The organism is Pseudomonas sp. ML2-2023-3, from assembly GCF_037055275.1.
Lineage (GTDB): Bacteria > Pseudomonadota > Gammaproteobacteria > Pseudomonadales > Pseudomonadaceae > Aquipseudomonas.
In genome coordinates this window covers 2,321,666-2,340,754 of sequence record NZ_CP146343.1, presented here as the reverse complement: position 1 = coordinate 2,340,754, position 19,089 = coordinate 2,321,666, and the positions used below count along the sequence as shown (strand labels likewise).

Below are 19,089 nucleotides of genomic sequence, written 5' to 3'. Positions count from 1 at the left end.
GCTGTGCTCCGCCGCACGGGGATCGCTGGCGGCCGGCACCCGTGACCTGACGAGTAACACGATGGCTGATTTACCGATCGACGACCTAAACGTTGCCTCCAACGAAACCCTGATCACACCTGAACAGCTCAAGCGCGAAATGCCTTTGCGTGAAACGGCTCTGCAGACGGTGACCAAAGGGCGTGAGGTGATTCGCAACATCCTGGATGGCACTGACCATCGACTGTTCGTTGTCATCGGGCCTTGCTCGATCCACGATATCAAGGCTGCCCACGAGTATGCCGAGCGCCTGAAAGTGCTCGCCGCAGAAGTCAGCGATACGCTGTATCTGGTCATGCGCGTTTATTTTGAAAAACCACGCACCACTGTTGGCTGGAAAGGTCTGATCAACGACCCGTACCTGGACGACTCATTCAAGATCGAAGACGGCCTGCACATCGGCCGCAAGCTGCTGCTGGACCTGGCTGAAATGGGCCTGCCAACGGCCACTGAAGCCCTTGATCCGATCTCCCCGCAGTACCTGCAGGACCTGATCAGCTGGTCGGCCATTGGCGCACGCACCACCGAATCCCAGACCCACCGCGAAATGGCCTCTGGCCTGTCTTCGTCGGTAGGCTTCAAAAACGGCACCGATGGCGGCCTGACCGTTGCCATCAACGCCCTGCAGTCGGTCTCCAGCCCCCATCGTTTCCTGGGTATCAACCAGGAAGGCGGCGTGTCGATCGTTACCACCAAGGGTAACGCCTACGGCCACGTGGTATTGCGCGGTGGCAATGGCAAGCCGAACTATGATTCGGTCAGCGTTGCGCTCTGCGAGCAGGCACTGAACAAAGCGAAAAACCGCCCGAACATCATGGTCGACTGCAGCCACGCCAACTCCAACAAAGACCCGGCACTGCAACCGCTGGTAATGGAGAACGTGGCCAACCAGATCGTCGAGGGCAACCAGTCGATTATCGGCCTGATGGTTGAAAGTCACTTGAACTGGGGCTGCCAGGCAATCCCTAAAAACCTGGAAGACTTGCAGTACGGCGTGTCGATTACCGACGCCTGCATCGACTGGGCGTCCACCGAGAGCACCCTGCGCAGCATGCGCGCCAAGCTCAAGGATGTACTGCCCAAGCGTGATCGCGGCTAAAGCGCACTGACAGGTGGGAGCGGGCTTGCTCGCGATGGCAGCTACACGGTCTGGCTGAATGACCGTGTCGCCGGCATCGCGAGCAAGCTCGCTCCCACGTTGGTTTCAGGTTATGTGTTCTCCAGCAACCGCTGACTCGCCACTCTCTGTTCCCGCCCCTTGGCCACCATCCAGCGATGAAAGTCGCGACAGTGCGCCTTGTCAAAAGCCCCCTTTGCACCCACCAGAAAATACGCCGAAGGCAAGGGCAAGCCGTGGGCAAACGGCATGATCAGGCGCCCTTGCGCCAACGCATCAGCCACCATCGAATACTGCGCCAGCACCACGCCCTGCCCCGCCAGCGCCGCATGGATCGCCATGGACGACAGTGAATAGACCCGATAACCATCACGCAGGCCTTCACAGTCCACCCGCCGGTCCTTGAACCAGTCGCGCCAGGACGGTGGCGACGCGAACTTGGGCAACCAGTCAATCGACAGCAAGGGATACGCCAACAAGTCCTTGGGGCTATTGAGCGCAGCGTCGGCGCGTAATAACTGCGGGCTCAGCACGGGCACCACGCAATCGCGGTACAGCTCGATAGCGTTTTCGCCCGCCACGTAATCGCCGTAGGTGAAACGAAAGTCGATGTCATACCCCTCAGTCGAGGGCTCTGCATGGCTGGCGTCGAGAAACACATTGAGCTGCGGATGTTCGTCCTGCCAGGCATAGACGTGGGGTGCCAGCCACTCCGAGAGCAACGACGGCAAAGCACTGATGCGCAGGTTGCTGGCATTTTTCGAGCGTTCGACCTCGGTCTGGGCAACGCGCAGGCTTTCAAAAGCCGCAGCACAACTCTCGTGGTAACGCTGACCGGCAACGGTCAGGCGGATGCGCTTGCCGACCTTGTGGGTCAGGCTCAACCCCAGAGTGTCTTCCAGCAGTTTCATCTGCTGGCTCACCGCTCCTGCTGAAATCCCGAGGCGCCTGGCCGCCTCAACAATCCCGCCGAAACGTCCAACGGCTTCAAAAACCTGCAGGGCACGCAGGGAAGGCAAGCTGTTCATCAGCATCTCCTGAGGCAAATCGACGGGTTGATACTTTAGCGCAGCTATAGGAAGCCACAGCTTTCACCCTCTTTTAGAAAAATGAAAGCCTCGTATTCTGGTCTTGCCACCCCCCGCAGCAGAACGAGGAAATTTCCCACACGAATGTAACTCTACGTAACGACACACCGTTGTTGAGTGACATGGCCCGTGCATTCCTGGCCCTAACCTATCCAGGCAACTGCTCTGGCACGCCATCCAGCGGAATTGGCCTGTAAATTGCTCATCATGTATATACAGGTACGATCAATGCACGACGTATTTGTAGCACGGTCATCACGCCGCCCCCGTCAGACAAAGGAAAATAAAAATGAAAAAACTTGTCCTCGCAGCTGTCTTAGCCCTGACATCCACCGGCATCCTGGCCAAGGACTTGACCGAGATTCGCTTCGGCGTCGACCCGACCTTCGCACCCTTCGAATCCAAAAACGAAAAGGGTGAACTGGTGGGTTTTGATATTGATCTGGGCAATGCCATCTGCGCCGAACTCAAGGTCAAGTGCAAATGGGTCGAGACCCCGTTCGACAGCAGCATCCCTGCCTTGCGGGCGAAGAAATTCGACGCGGTGTTGTCGGCCATGACCGTTAACGAGCAGCGCAAAAAGAACGTCGCGTTCTCGGACCGTCTCTACAACTCCCCTAACCGATTGATCGCCAAAAAAGACAGCGGCTTGCTGCCGACCCCGGAATCGCTGAAAGGCAAACGCGTGGGCGTCGCCCAAGGCACGACTCAAGAGGCTTACGTCAAAGCCATCTGGGCGCCGCAAGGGGTGATCATGGTCACCTACCCCAACCAGGACCTGCTGTATCCCGACCTGGTCAGCGGCCGGATCGACGCCAGCCTGACCGATGCGGCAGTGGCCGATATCGGCTTCTTGCAAACCAGCAAAAACAACGGCTTCGCCTTCGCCGGCGACGCGGTGTCCAACATCGAGATCCTCGGCGAAGGCATCGCCATCGGTCTGCGCAAGGACGACCCGGTACTGCTCGAAGCCATCAACCGGGCATTGGCCGCGATGCACCAGGACGGCACCTACGACACGATCCAGAAAAAGTACTTCACCTTCGACATCTATAACTGAGCCCGCGTCTGAACGGCGCCGGATCACCTGCATGCAGGTAATCCGGTGCCTTGCAGTTCACTTTCGTGCAACCGGTCTGCGGACCGTCGTTGCCCATGGAGCGACAGAACATGTTCTTACAGGGCTATGGCTCACTGATCGTCGACGGGACGCTGGCGACAATCCAGCTGGCACTGCTGTCGATGCTGCTGGCCGTCACGCTGGGACTGATCGGCGCGTCAGCCAAGCTGTCCAGGCAACCGGCCGTGCGCTACCTGGCAGCGGGCTACACCACGCTGATCCGTAGCGTGCCGGATCTGGTCATCATGCTGCTGCTGTTCTTCAGCCTGCAAATCTGGCTGAACAACCTCACCGAATGGCTGCAGGTCGAGCAAATCGATATCAACCCGTTCGCCGCCGGGGTACTGACCCTGGGCTTCATTTACGGGGCGTATTTCACCGAAACCTTTCGCGGCGCCTTTCAGGCCGTGCCGGCAGGCCAGCTTGAGGCAGCCGTGGCGTACGGCATGAATCGGCGTCAGGTCTTCATCCGCGTGCTGTTCCCGCAAATGATGCGCTTCGCGCTGCCGGGCATCGGCAATAACTGGCAGGTACTGATCAAGGCGACCGCGCTGGTGTCGATCATCGGTTTGATCGATATCGTCAAAGTCACCCAGGATGCCGGCAAGAACTCGATGGACTTGTTCTTTTTCAGCGTGATCGGCGGGCTGATTTATCTGGCCCTGACCACGGTGTCCAACGGTGTATTGATGTGGCTTGAGCGCCGCTATTCGGTCGGCGTCAGAGGTGCCCAGCTATGAACGAAATCATCCAGGAGTACTGGAAATCCTACCTGTGGTTCGATGGGTATCAACTCTCGGGCGTAGCCATGACCTTGTGGCTGCTGGTTGCCTCTATCGCCATCGGCGGCACCCTGGCCGTGCCGCTGGCGGTAGCCCGGGTATCGCGCAATCCGCTGCTGCGCCTTCCGGTGTGGTTCTACACCTACGTGTTTCGCGGCACCCCCTTGTACATCCAGCTGCTGATTCTCTACACCGGGATTTACAGCCTGCAGGTGGTGCGCGACCAACCGACGCTGGATGCATTCTTTCGCGAGGGCATCAACTGCACGCTGCTGGCCTTTGCCCTCAACACGTGCGCCTACACCACGGAGATTCTCGCGGGCGCCATCCGCGCCACGCCCTACGGCGAAATTGAAGCCGGCCGCGCCTATGGCATGTCCGAGTTCACCCTGTACCGGCGCATCATCTTGCCTTCGGCGCTGCGCCGCTCGCTGCCGTTCTACAGCAACGAAGTGATCCTGATGCTGCACTCCACGACGCTGGCCTTCACCGCCACGGTGCCGGATCTGCTGAAGGTCGCCCGCGATGTGAACTCGGCCACTTACTCCTCGTTTGAAGCCTTTGGCCTGGCCGCCGTGTTGTACGCGGTGATGGTCTTTACCCTGGTCTGGCTGTTTCGCCGCTGCGAAAACCGCTGGCTAGCCTTCTTGCAACCGCAGGCCCATTGAACCGGCGTCACCTGGAGAACATCGAGCATGTACAAACTCAGTATCGAAGGGCTGCACAAGAAGTACGGCAATCACGAAGTCCTCAAGGGCGTGTCACTCAAGGCCAAGGCCGGTGACGTGATCAGCATCATTGGCTCCAGCGGTTCAGGCAAGAGCACGTTTTTGCGCTGCATCAACTTTCTGGAACAACCCTGCGCCGGCAGCATCACGGTGAACGACGAACCCATCCGCACCCGGCAGGATCTGAACGGGGCACTGTGCGTGACTGACCCGCGTCAGCTGCAGAAAGTGCGGACCAAGCTGGCAATGGTGTTCCAGCATTTCAACTTGTGGCAACACATGACCGTGCTGGAAAACATCATCGAAGCCCCGGTCCATGTGCTCGGCATCAAGCGCAAGGAAGCCATCGAGCGGGCGCGCCAATACTTGCACAAGGTGGGTCTGGCACCCGAGGTCGAAAGCAAGTACCCGTCTCACCTGTCCGGCGGTCAGCAGCAGCGTGTGGCCATTGCCCGGGCCCTGGCGATGGAGCCGGAGGTCATGCTGTTCGACGAACCCACCTCGGCCCTGGACCCGGAGCTGGTCGGTGAAGTGCTCAAAGTGATGCAGGCCCTGGCCGAAGAGGGCCGCACGATGGTGGTGGTGACCCATGAAATGGGCTTTGCGCGCAATGTGTCCAACCATGTGATGTTCCTTCATCAGGGGCTGGTTGAGGAGCAAGGCCCGCCGGGCGACGTGCTGGTCAACCCCAAGAGCGAGCGCTTGACCCAGTTTCTTTCCGGGCGCTTGAAGTGAGCAGGCAAGTCGTTCAACAGGAGCATGGCATGACAACAGGTTTCCCTTCACACCGCAGTTTTTCCCTCCAGCGTGAGCAGTTCCTGGCGGCGGCCAACGAGGCAGGCGCACAACTTTACGAGTACCCGCACCCCCTTCGTGGCCCGTTCGGCGAGGCGCTTGGCACCGACGTTGCCCTCATTGGCAACCCCCAGGCAAAACACTTGCTGGTGGCCCTGAGCGGCACCCACGGTGTGGAGGGTTACTACGGCTCCGACTGTCAGCGCCAATGGCTGCAGACCTTTGGCGAGCGCAGCCTGCCCGATGATGTCGCCGTGCTGATGATTCACCTGATCAACCCGTGGGGCACGGCCTGGATGCGCCGGGTCAACGAAGACAATATCGACCTCAATCGCAACCATCTGGACTTCAACCAGCCACCGCCCGACAACCAGGCTTACGAAGCGTTGCACGGGATCTACACCTGCGACCAACTGCGCGGACCGCAACGCGAACAGGCCGATGCCCTGCTCAATGCACGGGTTCAGCGCGACGGCTGGTCGGCGGTGATGTCGATTGTCGAAGCGGGCCAGTATCACCATCCCGACGGGCTGTTTTACGGCGGCAATGGCGCCAGCTGGTCGAATCGCACCTTGCACACGATCTTGCAGGAGCATGTGGCCCACGCCAGCAGCGTCATGTGCTTTGACCTGCACACCGGTGCCGGTGATTACGGCCATCCGATGCTGATGACCATCGCCCAGGCACCTTATCCGGCACTGGAGGATGCCCAGCGACTGTTTGGCCCGTGGCTGTTCACCCTGATGACCGGTGCTGGCAGCCAGAGCGACACAGGCGTCGCCGCCACGGCTACGGGGTACACCTCGCAAGCGCTGATTGATGCCCTGCCGCATGTGCGGTTGATGCCGTTTGTAATCGAATGCGGTACCTATCCCGGCGAGCAGATTCACGGGGTGTTGCGCGACGACCAGTGGCTGCACCTGCACGGTGACCTGTTCAGCCCGCAAGCCCGACAGATCAAACTCAAACTGCTGGAGCAATTCTTCCCGGCCGACCCTGACTGGCAAGAGCTTGTATGGGTGCGTACGCGGCAGATCTGGGAGCGGGCGCTAGCGTCACTTACCCGGTAGACCCTTGTCCTGTGGGAACGGGCTTGCTCGCGATGGCATTAGCGCAGCGTGCCGGATGTGCCGTGTTGCTTGCATCGCGAGCAAGCCCGCTCCCACGGTTTTTTTGCGTATCCGATGCCTATCAGTTAAGCAAAACTAAAGCACACAACAGTTTTAGACCTCTATTCTTACTCATGCGATGCCTCTTATTCTGGTCTCGTCCTCGCACAGGGCACCACCAGAATAATAAGGAGAGACCGCATGTTTATGCGCAACGCGTGGTATGTCGCAGCCAGTGAAACCGAGTTGGGTGAGGAGTTGCTTGCGGTCAAGCTGCTCAACGAATCTGTCGTGTTGTACCGCAAGGGTGATGGCACCCCGGTAGCCCTGGAGGATGCGTGTCCACACCGCAAGCTGCCGCTGTCATTGGGCCGACGCAAAGGTGATGACATCGAGTGCGGCTATCACGGCCTGACCTTCGACTGCTCCGGCAGTTGCGTAAAAGCCCCTGGCAGCAGCCATGTGCCCAAAGGCGCCAAAGTGCGCAGCTACCCGCTGCAGGTGCGTTACGGCCTGATCTGGATCTGGATGGGCGACGCCGAACTGGCCGATGCCGACAAGATCTGTCACGTACCCGAGTGGGGCGATCCTGACTGGGGCCTGAACCGTGGCGACAGCATGATCATTCCTTGCAACTACCTGTACATGACCGACAACCTGCTTGATCCGTCCCATGTGGCCTGGGTCCACCAGTCCTCTTTCGGCAATGCCGCCTGTGCCCAGGAACCACTGCAAACCACAGTGACCGATGTCGGCGTGATCGTTTCGCGCTGGATGCGTGACGTTGAAGTCGCGCCCTTCTATGCCAAGTTCGTCAAATTCAGCGGCCACTGTGATCGCAAGCAACACTACGAAGTCCACTACCCGGCCCAGGCCATCATCAAGGCCATCTTCACACCGGCGGGCACAGGCAGCGATGACGGCGCGCTGCATGAGCAGGTATTCCTGATGAACTCCTACAATTTCATGACCCCCATCGACGACTCGAACACGCGCTACTACTGGTTTCAAGTGCGTAATTTCGACCAGGACAACGAGGACATTTCCCGTCAGTTTGACGAAGACGTGCGCCACGCGTTTGCCGAGGACCGGGTTGTACTCAGCGCTGTGCATCAGGGCATGACCCACAAGCGCAGCCCGAATATTGACCTGGCTTCCGACGCGGGGCCGCTGCGGTTTCGACGCAATCTCGCGCGACTGATTGCCCTTGAGCAACCCCAGGAACTGATTCCGCTGGTGTCCGCCATGCCGAATGCCGTGGAGGCCTGAGATGAGCACTCAAACACCGGGTTTCAGCGCCTGGCGGGTGATCGACAAGCAACCTGAAAGTGCACTCATCACCTCCTTCGTCCTGGCGCCCGCAGACGGTATCAGCCAGCTTGATTTTCGCCCCGGCCAATTCCTCACACTGCGCCTGACACTGACAGACCGCAGCACGGTGCTACGCAATTACAGCTTCAGTGCCTGCGCTGCCAATGGGCGCCAGGTGCGGATTTCGGTCAAGCGCGAACCTGCGCCCTTCGACCAGCCCCATTTGCCTTCCGGGCTGGGCTCCAGCCATCTGCACGACTGTGTGCAGGTGGGAGACCTGCTGGAAGTGGCGGGGCCGTCCGGCACATTTGTGCTGGACGAGATCAGTACCCGGCCTGTGCTGCTGTTCAGCGGCGGGGTCGGTCTGACACCGATGGTCAGCATGCTCCACACCCTGAGCCAGCAATCCGGTCGGGCCGTGCACTTTGTGCATGCCTGCGAGAACGGGGCGGTACATGCCTTGCGCGAGGAGGTCCTGGCGCTGGCCGACAGGCGCTCGGGCATTGCCGTGCATTTTTGCTACCGCAACCCGACTGCAGACGACAGAGGGCGTTATCACAGCGAAGGCCTGATCACGCGCCAAACCCTGCAACAGCTGCTGCCACTGGACGATTACGATGTCTACCTGTGCGGCCCCCGTCCGTTCATGCAGGCAAACTGGCGCCTGTTACGCAGCCTCGGAGTCGCCAGGGAGCGTATTCACTATGAATTTTTTGGACCGGCCGCCGTGCTGGAAGAAGATGAAGTCAGTGCGGTTGCAGAACCCGCCATCGTCACGACTGCTGCACGCACGGATGACGACACCCTGAGTGTCTGCTTCATGCCGTCCGGCACTCGGGTGATGTGGAATGAAAGCTGTAACTCGCTGCTGGAACTGGCCGAACTGGCCGGGCTGGAACCCGCCTTCAACTGCCGTGCGGGGCTGTGCAACACCTGCCAGGTCCGGCTGCAGGAGGGCACCGTGGAGTATCTGGAAGAACCCCTGGATACACCCCAACCCGGCAACATCCTGCTGTGCTGCACACGCCCCACCAGCGCCATTACCGTGCAGTTGTAGCCAGACACAAAAACGCCGGGGCAAGCCCGGCGTTTTTATGAATCTGGTTTCAGGTATTGGCCTGAGGGCGCTTGTGACGCTCCATGTAACGTTCGACATACGAACATGAAGGAATCACCTCGTACCCCATCTTGTCGGCGTAATCGAGCGCCTGCTCCGTCAATGCTGCCGCAATACCCCGACCACGCAGGGCGTTAGGCACGAACGTGCGATAGATATCCAGAGTCTGCTTGCCCAAATCCATGTAGGTCAGGTAAGCACGATGACCGTCGACAGTGGTCTCAAACTGGTGACCTGCCTGGTCATGGTGGATAGACAACGCCTCGCTCATCATTGCTCCTTCGCGGGTCTTGTACCGTGACCCCTACCTTACTGTTGTTTTTCCGCCGAGGGAACTACTACGCCATCAGGCACGCGCTGCCAGCACAGAATGTGTGAACCGGCCTGATTAAAGAGTAGCCACTCTCAATGCAAATGTTCAATTCATGGGGTCGGCAATTGTCCGCAAAACAAGCCTGCTAAAACGTTTCGTCAGCCCGACAACCTTAAAGTAGCCCTGAACATTTCCGGAAGGTTGAGGCTATGACGTAGAACCACACTTAAAGTCACGTTGTGCCCTCAACGAGCACGCCCCTGACCGCACTCCAAACTGACTGTTTTACAAGCACAATCAGTTAAAGCTAGCCCATCAACAATGCTGGCCAAATATTTTTTTTGGTTCTTGCGCTAGGTCATTTTACTTACTACAAGTAATGGGTACTATGTACGCCGGCTGTTTCCTCACTTTGAAGGAGCAGCTTTAATTAGAAAGTCCTTGAAGGGGAACACGATGAACAACGTTCTGAAATTCTCTGCTCTGGCATTGGCCGCAGTTCTGGCTACCGGTTGCAGCAGCGTATCTAAAGAAACTGAAGCCCGTCTGACTGCAACTGAAGATGCAGCAGCTCGCTCCCAGGCTCGTGCTGACGAAGCCTACCGTAAAGCTGACGAAGCTCTGGCTGCTGCTCAAAAAGCACAACAGACTGCTGATGAAGCAAACGAGCGCGCTCTGCGCATGCTTGAAAAAGCAAGCCGCAAGTAATAGTCCTTCGGGATTGTTATCAAGCCGACCTATTTATAGGTCGGCTTTTTTATTGCCTGCCGGCCACTAAGCAGGCAATAAAAAAGCCGCCGAAGGTATTAACCGCGGCGGCTTTTTATTGCGCGTTTTTAGTGCGTTTTACTGCACGTAATCCAGAGACTGGCCATCCGCCACTGGCGAATTGGATATGCCGATCTCTGCAGGTATACCGGTCTCGGCACCCACAACAGGGAACGCCTTGTCTTTGTCTATCTGGATGTTGTTTTCCAGGGCTTTGTGCTTGAGCAGAAAGTTCATGAACGCGGCGTACTTGTTTTGCAAGTCTTCAGGGGTCAAATGGGACTTGTCGCTGACGGCCAGCAGCGAGCCATCCTTGACGTTCAACGGCTCATGGACCTCAAGGAAGACCTTGCCGCCGCTGACACCAATCTTGTACGGCTCGTTGATGATTCGCACCGGTGTTCCGACAGGCACCATTCGCGACATTTCAAGCACGTTCTGGTTCAGCATGCGGAAGCAGCCATGGCTGGTTCCGGTACCAATGCCGAACTTGGCGTTCGAACCATGGATCAGGTAACCCGGCATGCCAAGCGTGAACTTGAAAGGGCCCAACGGGTTGTCAGGCCCTGCAGGCACGACGTTGGGCAGCGGATCGCCGTTTCTGGCATGCTCGGCCTTGATTGAAGCCGGTGGCGTCCAGGTCGGATTGGGTGTCTTGGCGGTGATCTTGGTCTGACCCAGAGGCGAGCCCCAACCTTCGCGGCCAATCCCCAGCGGGAAGGTGTAGACCTTGTTCTGGTCCTTGGGGAAGTAATACAAACGATATTCGGCCAGGTTGATCACGATCCCTTCACGCTTGCCCGGCGGCAGGATGAACTGGGTTGGCAATACGATATCGGTGTCGACGATCGTTCCATCCAGGTTCTTCTTGACCGGCAACCAGGCATCCACTCCCGGGTTGGCTGCGATCATTTCCGAATAGCCCAGTTCGTACTTGTTTCCCAGATCAGCAAAGGAGTCTTCGTACTTGCCCTTGATGACCTGCACTTCGCCGACCACATCTTCGCCAGGCGGTGGCAGCGGGAATTCAAGCGCAACAGCGGGACCCGCAACACAAAGTGCGGCAACTGACAGGTAGCGGGTGACGGCAGGTAGGCGCGACAACATCCGGAACATCCTTCGCATAATCAACGGGGGACAAAAAAGGGAGTGTACACCGCGCCCACGGGGAGCGTGAGCCGGCTAGGGCATCAAACAGGTAACATCATAGTTCAAAGCGTAACTCTGGCCAGATAGGCTCGGTGCCACGCCGCTGGGACTCGATAATTGCCCGGCACAGCGGGCATAGCCGGTGGTCTTGAAAGACCTTGCGCGTGACATCCGACCAGCGCGGCTGGGCAGGCAGCAATGAGCCACACAACGTACGGTCAATGGTGCCTCCCAGCTCCAATTGACGCGTCACCAGATGCACCCGTACCTCCTGGCAGGCGAACAGATCGAGCTGTTCGTCAGGCTCGATCAGTTGATAGGCATATAAAGACCAGGCAGGACGCGACATCGGGGGCTCCAAATCGGGGGGGCGCCACCTTAGCCGAAACACTGCCACTAGAAAAGCATCAAAGCAGGGGTTTTAGCGCCGGCCACACATTATCCAGCAAAAGCCCCTGCGCCCCGACCGCCGGGTGGATGCGATCGGCCTGCATCAGCTCGGGTTTGCCCCCCACGCCCTCAAGGAAAAACGGCACCAGCGGGACGTTTTTTTCCTTGGCCAGTTCGCCATACACGGCGGCAAAAGCCTGGGTGTAGCGCGCACCGTAATTGGGCGGCAACTGCATACCCAGCAACAGCACCTTGGCACCCGCCTGCCTGGAGGCGTCAATCATGCCTGCAAGATTTTGTTTCAATTGCGCTGGCAACTGGCCACGCAGCCCATCGTTGCCACCCAATTCGACAATCACCACATCGGGTTTATGCTCTGCAAGCAGCGCAGGCAGGCGCGCAAGCCCTCCAGCGCTGGTGTCACCGCTGATCGAAGCGTTGACCACCTGGTCGTCGTATCCTTGCTCCTTGAGCCGCTGTTCGAGCAAAGACACCCATCCCAGACGGGTATCCAGTCCGAAAGCCGCGCTGATACTATCGCCAACAATCAGTATTGTTCCCGCCGTTGCCGTCTGCGCCATGCACATCAGGGCCAGAGCAGCACTTAAAAACCACACACGCATTGGATTCTCCATGGGCGAAAGTATTCTCACCGCGCAGAACCTTAGCAAAGTGGTTCCCAGCGCGGAAGGCGAGTTAACCATCCTGCACCCCTTGAACCTTGAATTGAGCAAGGGCGACAGTCTGGCGATTGTCGGCGCATCCGGCTCGGGCAAGTCCACCTTGCTGGGTTTGCTGGCTGGCCTGGACCTGCCAAGCCAAGGTGAAGTGATTCTGGCCGGTCGGGCCCTGAGCACACTGGACGAAGACCAGCGAGCCCGGGTTCGGGCCGAACACGTGGGTTTTGTGTTCCAGTCGTTTCAGTTGCTCGACAGCCTCAACGCCCTGGAAAACGTCATGCTGCCCCTGGAGCTTGAGGGCCGAAAGGACGCCCGCGAACATGCCCGCCATTTGCTGGAACGTGTCGGCCTGGGCCAGCGCCTGAGCCATTCACCGCGCCAGCTTTCCGGCGGTGAACAACAGCGGGTCGCCATTGCACGGGCATTTGCGGCCAACCCGGATGTGCTGTTTGCCGATGAACCCACCGGCAACCTGGACAGTCACACCGGCGAGCGCATCACCGATCTGCTCTTCGAACTGAACAAGGAACGCGGCACCACCCTGGTGCTGGTGACCCACGACGAACGCCTGGCCCATCGCTGCCGTCGCCTGATCCGACTTGAAGCTGGCCATCTGGTCGGCCCTCTGGAGCCCTGATGGCACGCCTGCCGCTGTTGCGCCTGCTAAGCCTTGCCGTACGCCAATTGCTGCGCGATGCCCGCGCAGGCGAGTTGCGCGTGCTGTTCTTTGCCCTCCTGGTTGCGGTCGCAGCCAGCACCGCCATCGGTTACTTCGGTGCCCGCCTCAATGGCGCGATGCTGTTGCGCGCCACCGAGTTCCTGGGCGCCGACCTGGTGCTTGATGGCAGCTCCCCGGCCCGTGAAGAACAAATCAAGGCCGGTAACGATCTGGGACTCAAGCACGCTCGCGTGGTCGAGTTTGCCAGCGTGATCGCTACCGACAACGGCATTCAGCTGTCCAGCATCAAGGCGGCAGACGATGCCTACCCGTTGCGCGGCGAGCTGAAAAGCGCCCCCCAACCCTATGCCGAAGAACAACCTGGCGGTGGCCCCAGGCCCGGGGAAGCCTGGGCCGAAGCCCGACTGCTGACCGCCCTGGATCTCAACATCGGCGATCAAATCGATGTCGGCTCAAAAACCGTACGCATTTCCCGCGTACTGACTTACGAGCCTGACCGCGCCGGCAATCTGTACAGCCTTACCCCGCGGGTGCTGATCAACCTGGAGGATCTGGCCGCCACCGGGATCGTCCAGCCGGGCAGCAGGGTCACCTATCGCGAACTGTGGCGAGGTGAAGCGCCAGCCCTTGAATCCTATCGAGGGTTAATCAAACCCGGCCTGGACCCCAACCAGCGCTTGCTGGACGGCCGTGATGGCAATCAACAAATCGGCGGGGCGCTGGGCAAGGCCGAGCGCTACTTGAACATGGCCAGCCTGGTGGCGGTCCTGTTGGCGGGCGTGGCCGTGGCGTTGTCTGCAACGCGCTTTGCCAATCGCCGCTTCGATGCCAGTGCCCTGCTGCGCTGCCTGGGCCTGTCGCGGCGCGAAACCCTGTGGCTGTTCACCTTGCAACTGGCCGTGCTCGGGCTGCTGGCCAGCCTTGCAGGCGCCGTGCTTGGCTGGCTGGCCCAGCTCGGACTGTTCGCCCTGCTGCACGACCTGCTGCCCTCTGACGTGCCGCCCGGCGGCCTGATGCCGGCGATCGCCGGGATGGGCACCGGGCTGGTGGCGCTGGCAGGTTTCGCATTGCCGCCACTGGCTGCACTGGGTCGCGTACCGCCGCTGCGGGTCTTGCGACGCGACATGCTGCCGATCCCGGCCAGCACCTGGACCGTCTACGGTGCGGCGCTGCTGGCACTGGGCCTGATCATGTGGCGCATGAGCCTCGATCTGGTGCTGACATTCGCCCTGCTGGGGGGTGGCGTGATTGCCGCGCTGGTGCTGGGCGGCATCCTGCTGCTGGGCCTGCAAAGCCTGCGCCGCCTGCTGGCACGCGCCTCGCTGCCCTGGCGCCTGGGGCTGGGCCAGTTGCTGCGCCACCCGCTGGCAGCCGCTGGCCAGGCCCTGGCCTTCGGCCTGATCCTGCTGTCGATGGGCCTGATCGCCTTGCTGCGCGGCGAACTGCTCGACACCTGGCAAAACCAGTTGCCCAAGGACGCGCCCAACTACTTTGCCCTCAACATCCTGCCCGCCGACAAGGACGCATTCGGCGCCCACCTGATGACCCTACAGGCTCAGGCTGCGCCGCTGTACCCGGTTATTCCGGGGCGCTTGATCAGTATCAATGGCGAGCCGGTGCAAGACATCGTCAGCAAGGACTCCAGCGGTGACCGGGCCATTCAGCGCGATTTGAGCCTGACATGGGCGGCCAACCTGCCTGCGGACAACGAATTGACCGCAGGCACCTGGTGGACCCAACAGCCAGCCGCCGATGTACCCGGCGTCTCGGTCGAAGCCAAAGTCGCCGAAAGCCTGAAGCTGAAATTGGGCGATCGCCTGATCTTCACCGTGGCCGGGGTCAACCGTGAAGCACAGGTCACCAGTTTGCGCAGCATCAACTGGGACAACTTCCAGCCCAACTTCTTCATGATTTTCCAACCCGGCACCTTGCAGGACTTGCCGGCCACCTACCTCACCAGCTTTTACCTGGCACCGGGGCACGACAAGGAAGTCATCGAGCTGTCGCGCCGCTTTCCGGCCGTGACCATTCTGCCCATCGATGCCCTGCTGGAGCAGTTGCGCAGCATCCTGGCGCAAGTGACCATCGCGGTGGAATACGTGCTGCTGTTCGTGTTGGCAGCGGGCATGGCGGTGCTGTTTTCCGGCTTGCAGTCCACCCTGGACGAACGCATTCGCCAGGGCGCCCTGCTCCGGGCATTGGGCGCCGAGCGGCAGTTGCTGATCAAGGCCAGGCGCATCGAGTTCGGCCTGCTGGGTGCCACCAGCGGCTTGCTCGCAGCGTTAGGCGCCGAGCTGGTCAGCCTGGTGCTTTACCGCTTTGCCTTTGACCTGCCGTGGTCTCCGCACCCGTGGCTGCTGCTGTTGCCGGTGCTGGGCGCCTTGATGGTGGGGGGTGCAGGCGTATTTGGGACGCGCAGAGCGCTCAATGCCAGCCCGCTGACAGTGTTGCGCGAGGGCTGATAGACTCGCGCCCTCCTCTGCACACGGATTGCCCATGAGCCGCTATCGCCCTCCCCGCCCTGCCGGCACCGCGCTGATCACCCCTGAAGGTGAAGCGCGGATGCGCGCCGAGCTGCACGAGTTGTGGCACGTGCGCAGGCCCCAGGTGACGCAGTCTGTCAGCGAAGCCGCAGCCCAGGGCGACCGCTCTGAAAACGCCGAATACACCTACGGCAAAAAAATGCTGCGCGAAATCGATAGCCGCGTGCGCTTCCTGACCAAACGTCTTGAAAGCCTCAAGGTGGTCAGCGAAAAACCCAGCGATCCGAACAAGGTTTATTTCGGCGCCTGGGTCACCATTGAAGATGAAGACGGCAAACAGTCGCGCTACCGCATCGTCGGGCCCGATGAGCTTGACCTCAAGCAAGGTCTGATCAGCATCGACTCCCCACTTGCCCGGGCGCTGATCGGCAAAGCGCTGGATGCCGAAGTCCAGGTACAGACACCCACCGGGGAGCAGTGGGTGTACATCGTCGCGATTGACTACCCGTAGCGCTCAGGGGGCCGTGGCCTGTCGGTACTGACGCGGGGTGAAGCCGGTCAATGCCTTGAACTGTCGGGTGAACGCGCTGTGGTCGGTGTAGCCGCACTGCAGGGCAACTTCAGTGATGGGGATATCGGTCAGCAACAGCCGATGAGCATGCTCCAGACGAACCTTCTGAATCATCTGCCGCGGCGTAAGGTGGAACACCCGCTTGCAGTACCGCTCCAGTTGCGCCACTGAAATCCCGGCAATGCGCGTCAACTCGCCCAGGGTCACGCGACGGTTGAAATGCAGGCGGATGTGCTCGTCTACCGCCGCCAGCCGCTGATAGGCCGGGTGAGTGTCACTGGCCGACTGCAGGTCAACCGAAATCCCGGCCAGCCCGATGATTGCACCGTCCCGGTTGTACAGGGGGCGCTTGTGCGTCAGGCACCAGCCCGGCTCCCGGCTCCCGTACAAATGCAGTTCCAGCTGATCTTCCAGCACCAGCCCCTGCTCCAGCACGCGTCGATCCTGTTCGGTATAGCCAGGCCCCAATTGCTCAGGAAATACCTCGGCGCTGGTTTTGCCCAGCAGGGGTTGCAACTGCTTCAAGCCGCAACGCTGCACCAGCGTGCGGTTGGCCAAGACGTAGCGCGCCTGAATGTCCTTGATAAAGATCGCGGCATTGGGAATCACATCCAGCATCGGCAGCAAAAGCGCCACGCCTGACAGCAACTGTTCAAGGGTCTCGGGACGACTCAGGTCGCTCCCCTGGCACAGGGCTGCAAAAGCATTCTGCGTCATGAATCTCACTCCAAAACTGCACAACCTGTGCGAAACCAGCCTTGGGCCATTGTGCCGATTTCGTCATCGGCATCAACCGAAAAGATCAATCGCAAACCTCTTCAGGCCTTCAATCTAAAGACATTGCATACCTCCCGGCCGCTGCTCTCTTCTAATGGATAGGTTTATGAAGCAGGTACATATCATTGACTCACACACCGGCGGCGAACCCACCCGCCTGGTGATCAAAGGTTTTCCACAACTGTACGGTCATACCATGGTCGAGAAGCGCGATTCCTTGCGCGACCAGCATGACCAGTGGCGCCGGGCCTGCCTGCTGGAGCCTCGCGGCAATGATGTACTGGTCGGCGCGCTGTATTGCGAACCGGTTTCGCCAGATGCCACCTGCGGCGTCATCTTCTTCAACAATGCCGGCTACCTGGGCATGTGCGGGCACGGCACCATCGGCCTGGTTGCCTCGCTGCACCACCTGGGCCTGATCGAGACCGGCGTGCACAAAATCGACACCCCGGTCGGCCCGGTCAGCGCCACCCTGCACGAGGATGGCAGCGTGACCGTGGGCAATGTGCCCGCTTACCGCTACCGCAAGCAGGTGGCCGTTGAAGTACCGGGGCACGGTCAGGTGTTCGGCGATATCGCCTGGGGCGGCAACTGGTTTTTCCTGGTTTCCGATCATGGCCATGCCCTGCAACTGGACAACGTCGAAGCCCTGACCGAGTACACCTGGGCGATGCTCAAAGCCCTGGAGGCCCAGGGTATCCACGGCGAAGACGGCGCCCTGATCGACCACATCGAACTGTTTGCCGACGACGACCAGGCAGACAGCCGCAACTTCGTCATGTGCCCGGGCAAGGCCTATGACCGCTCCCCATGCGGCACGGGCACCAGCGCCAAGCTGGCATGCCTGGCGGCCGATGGAAAACTGGCTCCAGGCCAGCCCTGGGTGCAAGCGAGCATTACCGCCAGCCAGTTCGTCGGCAGCTACCAGTGGGAAGGCGAACGTATCCGCCCGTTCATTACCGGCCAGGCCTTCATGACCGCCGACAGCACGCTGCTGATTGACGAAAAAGATCCTTTCGCGTGGGGCATTTAAGCCCCCGGTTCCACACCCGTCCGAATAAACGACTCCAGGAGTTACAACAATGAGCGACAACATTTTCACCGGCTGCATGCCTGCACTGATGACCCCTTGCACCGCCCAGCGCAAGCCGGATTTCGACGCCCTGGTCGCTAAAGGCCGCGAACTGATCGACATCGGCATGAGCGCAGTCGTCTACTGCGGCTCAATGGGTGACTGGCCACTGCTGACCGAAGCCGAACGTCAGGAAGGTGTGGCACGACTGGTGGCTGCGGGCATCCCGACCATCGTCGGCACCGGCGCCGTAAACAGTCGCGAAGCCGTGTCCCACGCAGCGCACGCAGCCAAGGTCGGTGCCAAGGGCCTGATGGTGATTCCGCGACTGCTGTCCCGCGCAGCCTCACCTGCCGCACAAAAAGCCCATTTCGCCGCCATCCTGCAGGCGGCTCCAGAGCTGCCGGCGGTGATCTACAACAGCCCTTATTATGGCTTCGCCACCCGCGCCGACCTGTTCTTTGAACTGCGCCGCGAATACCCGAACCTGATCGGCTTCAAAGAGTTCGGCGGTGCTGCCGACATGCGTTACGCCGCCGAAAACATCACCTCCAAGGACGATGACGTGACCCTGATGGTCGGTGTCGATACCCAAGTGGTCCACGGTTTCGTCAACTGCAACGCCACCGGCGCCATCACCGGTATCGGCAACGCCCTGCCACGGGAAGTGCTGCAACTGGTAGCCCTGAGCAAGCAGGCCGCCACCGGCGATCCCAAGGCCCGCCGTCTGGCCCGCGAGCTGGAAGCCGCCCTTGGCGTGCTCTCGTCATTCGATGAAGGCACCGACCTGGTGCTCTACTACAAGCACCTGATGGTGCTCAATGGCGACACCGAATACACCCTGCACTTCAACGAAACCGACGCGCTCAGCGATGCCCAGCGCCATTACGCCGAGAACCAGTACACCCTGTTCCGCCAGTGGTACAAAAACTGGTCAGCAGAACAGAGCGTCGCCTAAGGCTTCGCTGCACCCTCAAGCCCGCGGCGCACATCAGGTGCGC

General features: G+C 60.1%; 20 protein-coding genes. 14 read left to right on the top strand and 6 right to left on the bottom strand.

Annotated features, from left to right (window positions below; all coding sequences use genetic code 11):
* Positions 1–61: 61 nt before the first annotated feature.
* The gene (locus V6P94_RS10910) at positions 62–1,138 is read left to right on the top strand and encodes a 3-deoxy-7-phosphoheptulonate synthase (protein ID WP_338649325.1); all 1,077 of its coding nucleotides are present in this window, start codon (positions 62–64) and stop codon (positions 1,136–1,138) included.
* A 110-nt stretch (positions 1,139–1,248) separates the two neighbouring features.
* Here V6P94_RS10910 and V6P94_RS10905 read toward each other — a convergent pair whose 3' ends face one another.
* Positions 1,249–2,184, bottom strand: coding sequence for a LysR substrate-binding domain-containing protein (locus V6P94_RS10905; RefSeq protein ID WP_133079373.1), 936 nt, complete (start codon positions 2,182–2,184; stop codon positions 1,249–1,251).
* 349 nt (positions 2,185–2,533) lie between these two features.
* Here V6P94_RS10905 and V6P94_RS10900 point away from each other — a divergent pair, with 349 nt between their 5' ends.
* From V6P94_RS10900 to V6P94_RS10870, 7 genes are all read left to right on the top strand, one after another.
* Positions 2,534–3,304 carry an ABC transporter substrate-binding protein gene (locus V6P94_RS10900; RefSeq protein WP_133079372.1) on the top strand — a complete coding sequence of 257 codons (771 nt, stop codon included), beginning with the start codon at positions 2,534–2,536 and terminating at the stop codon, positions 3,302–3,304.
* A 110-nt stretch (positions 3,305–3,414) separates the two neighbouring features.
* Positions 3,415–4,104 (top strand): ABC transporter permease, encoded by a 690-nt coding sequence (locus V6P94_RS10895; protein ID WP_133079371.1) that lies wholly within the window; start codon positions 3,415–3,417, stop codon positions 4,102–4,104.
* Entirely contained in the window at positions 4,101–4,814 is a 714-nt protein-coding gene (locus V6P94_RS10890; RefSeq protein ID WP_133079370.1) for an ABC transporter permease, read from the top strand. The genes V6P94_RS10895 and V6P94_RS10890 overlap by 4 nt, the downstream gene beginning before the upstream one ends.
* Positions 4,815–4,841: 27 nt before the next feature.
* Positions 4,842–5,609, top strand: a complete 768-nt coding sequence (locus V6P94_RS10885) for an ATP-binding cassette domain-containing protein (protein ID WP_133079369.1) — start codon at positions 4,842–4,844, stop codon at positions 5,607–5,609.
* A gap of 29 nt (positions 5,610–5,638) precedes the next feature.
* The gene (locus V6P94_RS10880) at positions 5,639–6,739 is read left to right on the top strand and encodes a DUF2817 domain-containing protein (protein WP_326398262.1); all 1,101 of its coding nucleotides are present in this window, start codon (positions 5,639–5,641) and stop codon (positions 6,737–6,739) included.
* A 240-nt stretch (positions 6,740–6,979) separates the two neighbouring features.
* Positions 6,980–8,047 (top strand): Rieske 2Fe-2S domain-containing protein, encoded by a 1,068-nt coding sequence (locus V6P94_RS10875; RefSeq protein ID WP_133079367.1) that lies wholly within the window; start codon positions 6,980–6,982, stop codon positions 8,045–8,047.
* A 1-nt stretch (position 8,048) separates the two neighbouring features.
* A complete protein-coding gene (locus V6P94_RS10870) occupies positions 8,049–9,146 on the top strand; it encodes an FAD-binding oxidoreductase (protein ID WP_133079366.1) in 1,098 nt (365 codons plus the stop codon).
* Between the two features lie 49 nt (positions 9,147–9,195).
* Here V6P94_RS10870 and V6P94_RS10865 read toward each other — a convergent pair whose 3' ends face one another.
* On the bottom strand, positions 9,196–9,477 hold the full coding sequence (locus tag V6P94_RS10865) for a GNAT family N-acetyltransferase (RefSeq protein ID WP_019827604.1): 282 nt from the start codon (positions 9,475–9,477) through the stop codon (positions 9,196–9,198).
* Positions 9,478–9,975: 498 nt separating this feature from the next.
* On the opposite strand from V6P94_RS10865, the gene oprI reads away from it, so the two are divergent.
* Positions 9,976–10,227: an outer membrane lipoprotei OprI gene (gene oprI / locus V6P94_RS10860; protein ID WP_003172710.1), complete on the top strand. Its 252-nt coding sequence runs from the start codon at positions 9,976–9,978 to the stop codon at positions 10,225–10,227.
* Between the two features lie 138 nt (positions 10,228–10,365).
* On the opposite strand, the gene V6P94_RS10855 is transcribed toward oprI, so the two are convergent.
* The 3 genes from V6P94_RS10855 to V6P94_RS10845 all read right to left on the bottom strand — a co-directional run bounded on the left by V6P94_RS10855 (position 10,366) and on the right by V6P94_RS10845 (position 12,449).
* Positions 10,366–11,394, bottom strand: coding sequence for a L,D-transpeptidase family protein (locus V6P94_RS10855; protein WP_133079365.1), 1,029 nt, complete (start codon positions 11,392–11,394; stop codon positions 10,366–10,368).
* Positions 11,395–11,491: 97 nt separating this feature from the next.
* Positions 11,492–11,785 (bottom strand): hypothetical protein, encoded by a 294-nt coding sequence (locus tag V6P94_RS10850; RefSeq protein WP_003446817.1) that lies wholly within the window; start codon positions 11,783–11,785, stop codon positions 11,492–11,494.
* A gap of 58 nt (positions 11,786–11,843) precedes the next feature.
* Positions 11,844–12,449, bottom strand: a complete 606-nt coding sequence (locus tag V6P94_RS10845) for an arylesterase (protein ID WP_133079364.1) — start codon at positions 12,447–12,449, stop codon at positions 11,844–11,846.
* Between the two features lie 10 nt (positions 12,450–12,459).
* Between V6P94_RS10845 and V6P94_RS10840 the strand changes: the two genes are divergently transcribed.
* Genes V6P94_RS10840 through greB form a run of 3 tightly spaced genes read left to right on the top strand, consistent with a single transcriptional unit; the run spans position 12,460 to position 16,179 of the window.
* Entirely contained in the window at positions 12,460–13,143 is a 684-nt protein-coding gene (locus tag V6P94_RS10840; protein WP_133079363.1) for an ABC transporter ATP-binding protein, read from the top strand.
* The gene (locus tag V6P94_RS10835) at positions 13,143–15,647 is read left to right on the top strand and encodes an ABC transporter permease (RefSeq protein WP_133079362.1); all 2,505 of its coding nucleotides are present in this window, start codon (positions 13,143–13,145) and stop codon (positions 15,645–15,647) included. The genes V6P94_RS10840 and V6P94_RS10835 overlap by 1 nt, the downstream gene beginning before the upstream one ends.
* Positions 15,648–15,681: 34 nt before the next feature.
* Positions 15,682–16,179: a transcription elongation factor GreB gene (gene greB / locus V6P94_RS10830; protein WP_133079361.1), complete on the top strand. Its 498-nt coding sequence runs from the start codon at positions 15,682–15,684 to the stop codon at positions 16,177–16,179.
* Positions 16,180–16,182: 3 nt separating this feature from the next.
* Here the strand turns inward: greB and V6P94_RS10825 are convergent, their stop codons facing one another.
* Positions 16,183–16,956 (bottom strand): helix-turn-helix domain-containing protein, encoded by a 774-nt coding sequence (locus V6P94_RS10825; RefSeq protein ID WP_133079360.1) that lies wholly within the window; start codon positions 16,954–16,956, stop codon positions 16,183–16,185.
* Positions 16,957–17,122: 166 nt separating this feature from the next.
* Here V6P94_RS10825 and V6P94_RS10820 point away from each other — a divergent pair, with 166 nt between their 5' ends.
* Together V6P94_RS10820 and V6P94_RS10815 are read left to right on the top strand one after the other, a co-directional pair.
* Complete coding sequence (locus V6P94_RS10820) at positions 17,123–18,049, top strand: 4-hydroxyproline epimerase (protein ID WP_133079359.1); 927 nt, start codon at positions 17,123–17,125, stop codon at positions 18,047–18,049.
* A 49-nt stretch (positions 18,050–18,098) separates the two neighbouring features.
* Positions 18,099–19,046 (top strand): dihydrodipicolinate synthase family protein, encoded by a 948-nt coding sequence (locus V6P94_RS10815; protein WP_133079358.1) that lies wholly within the window; start codon positions 18,099–18,101, stop codon positions 19,044–19,046.
* The last annotated feature ends 43 nt before the right edge of the window (positions 19,047–19,089 follow it).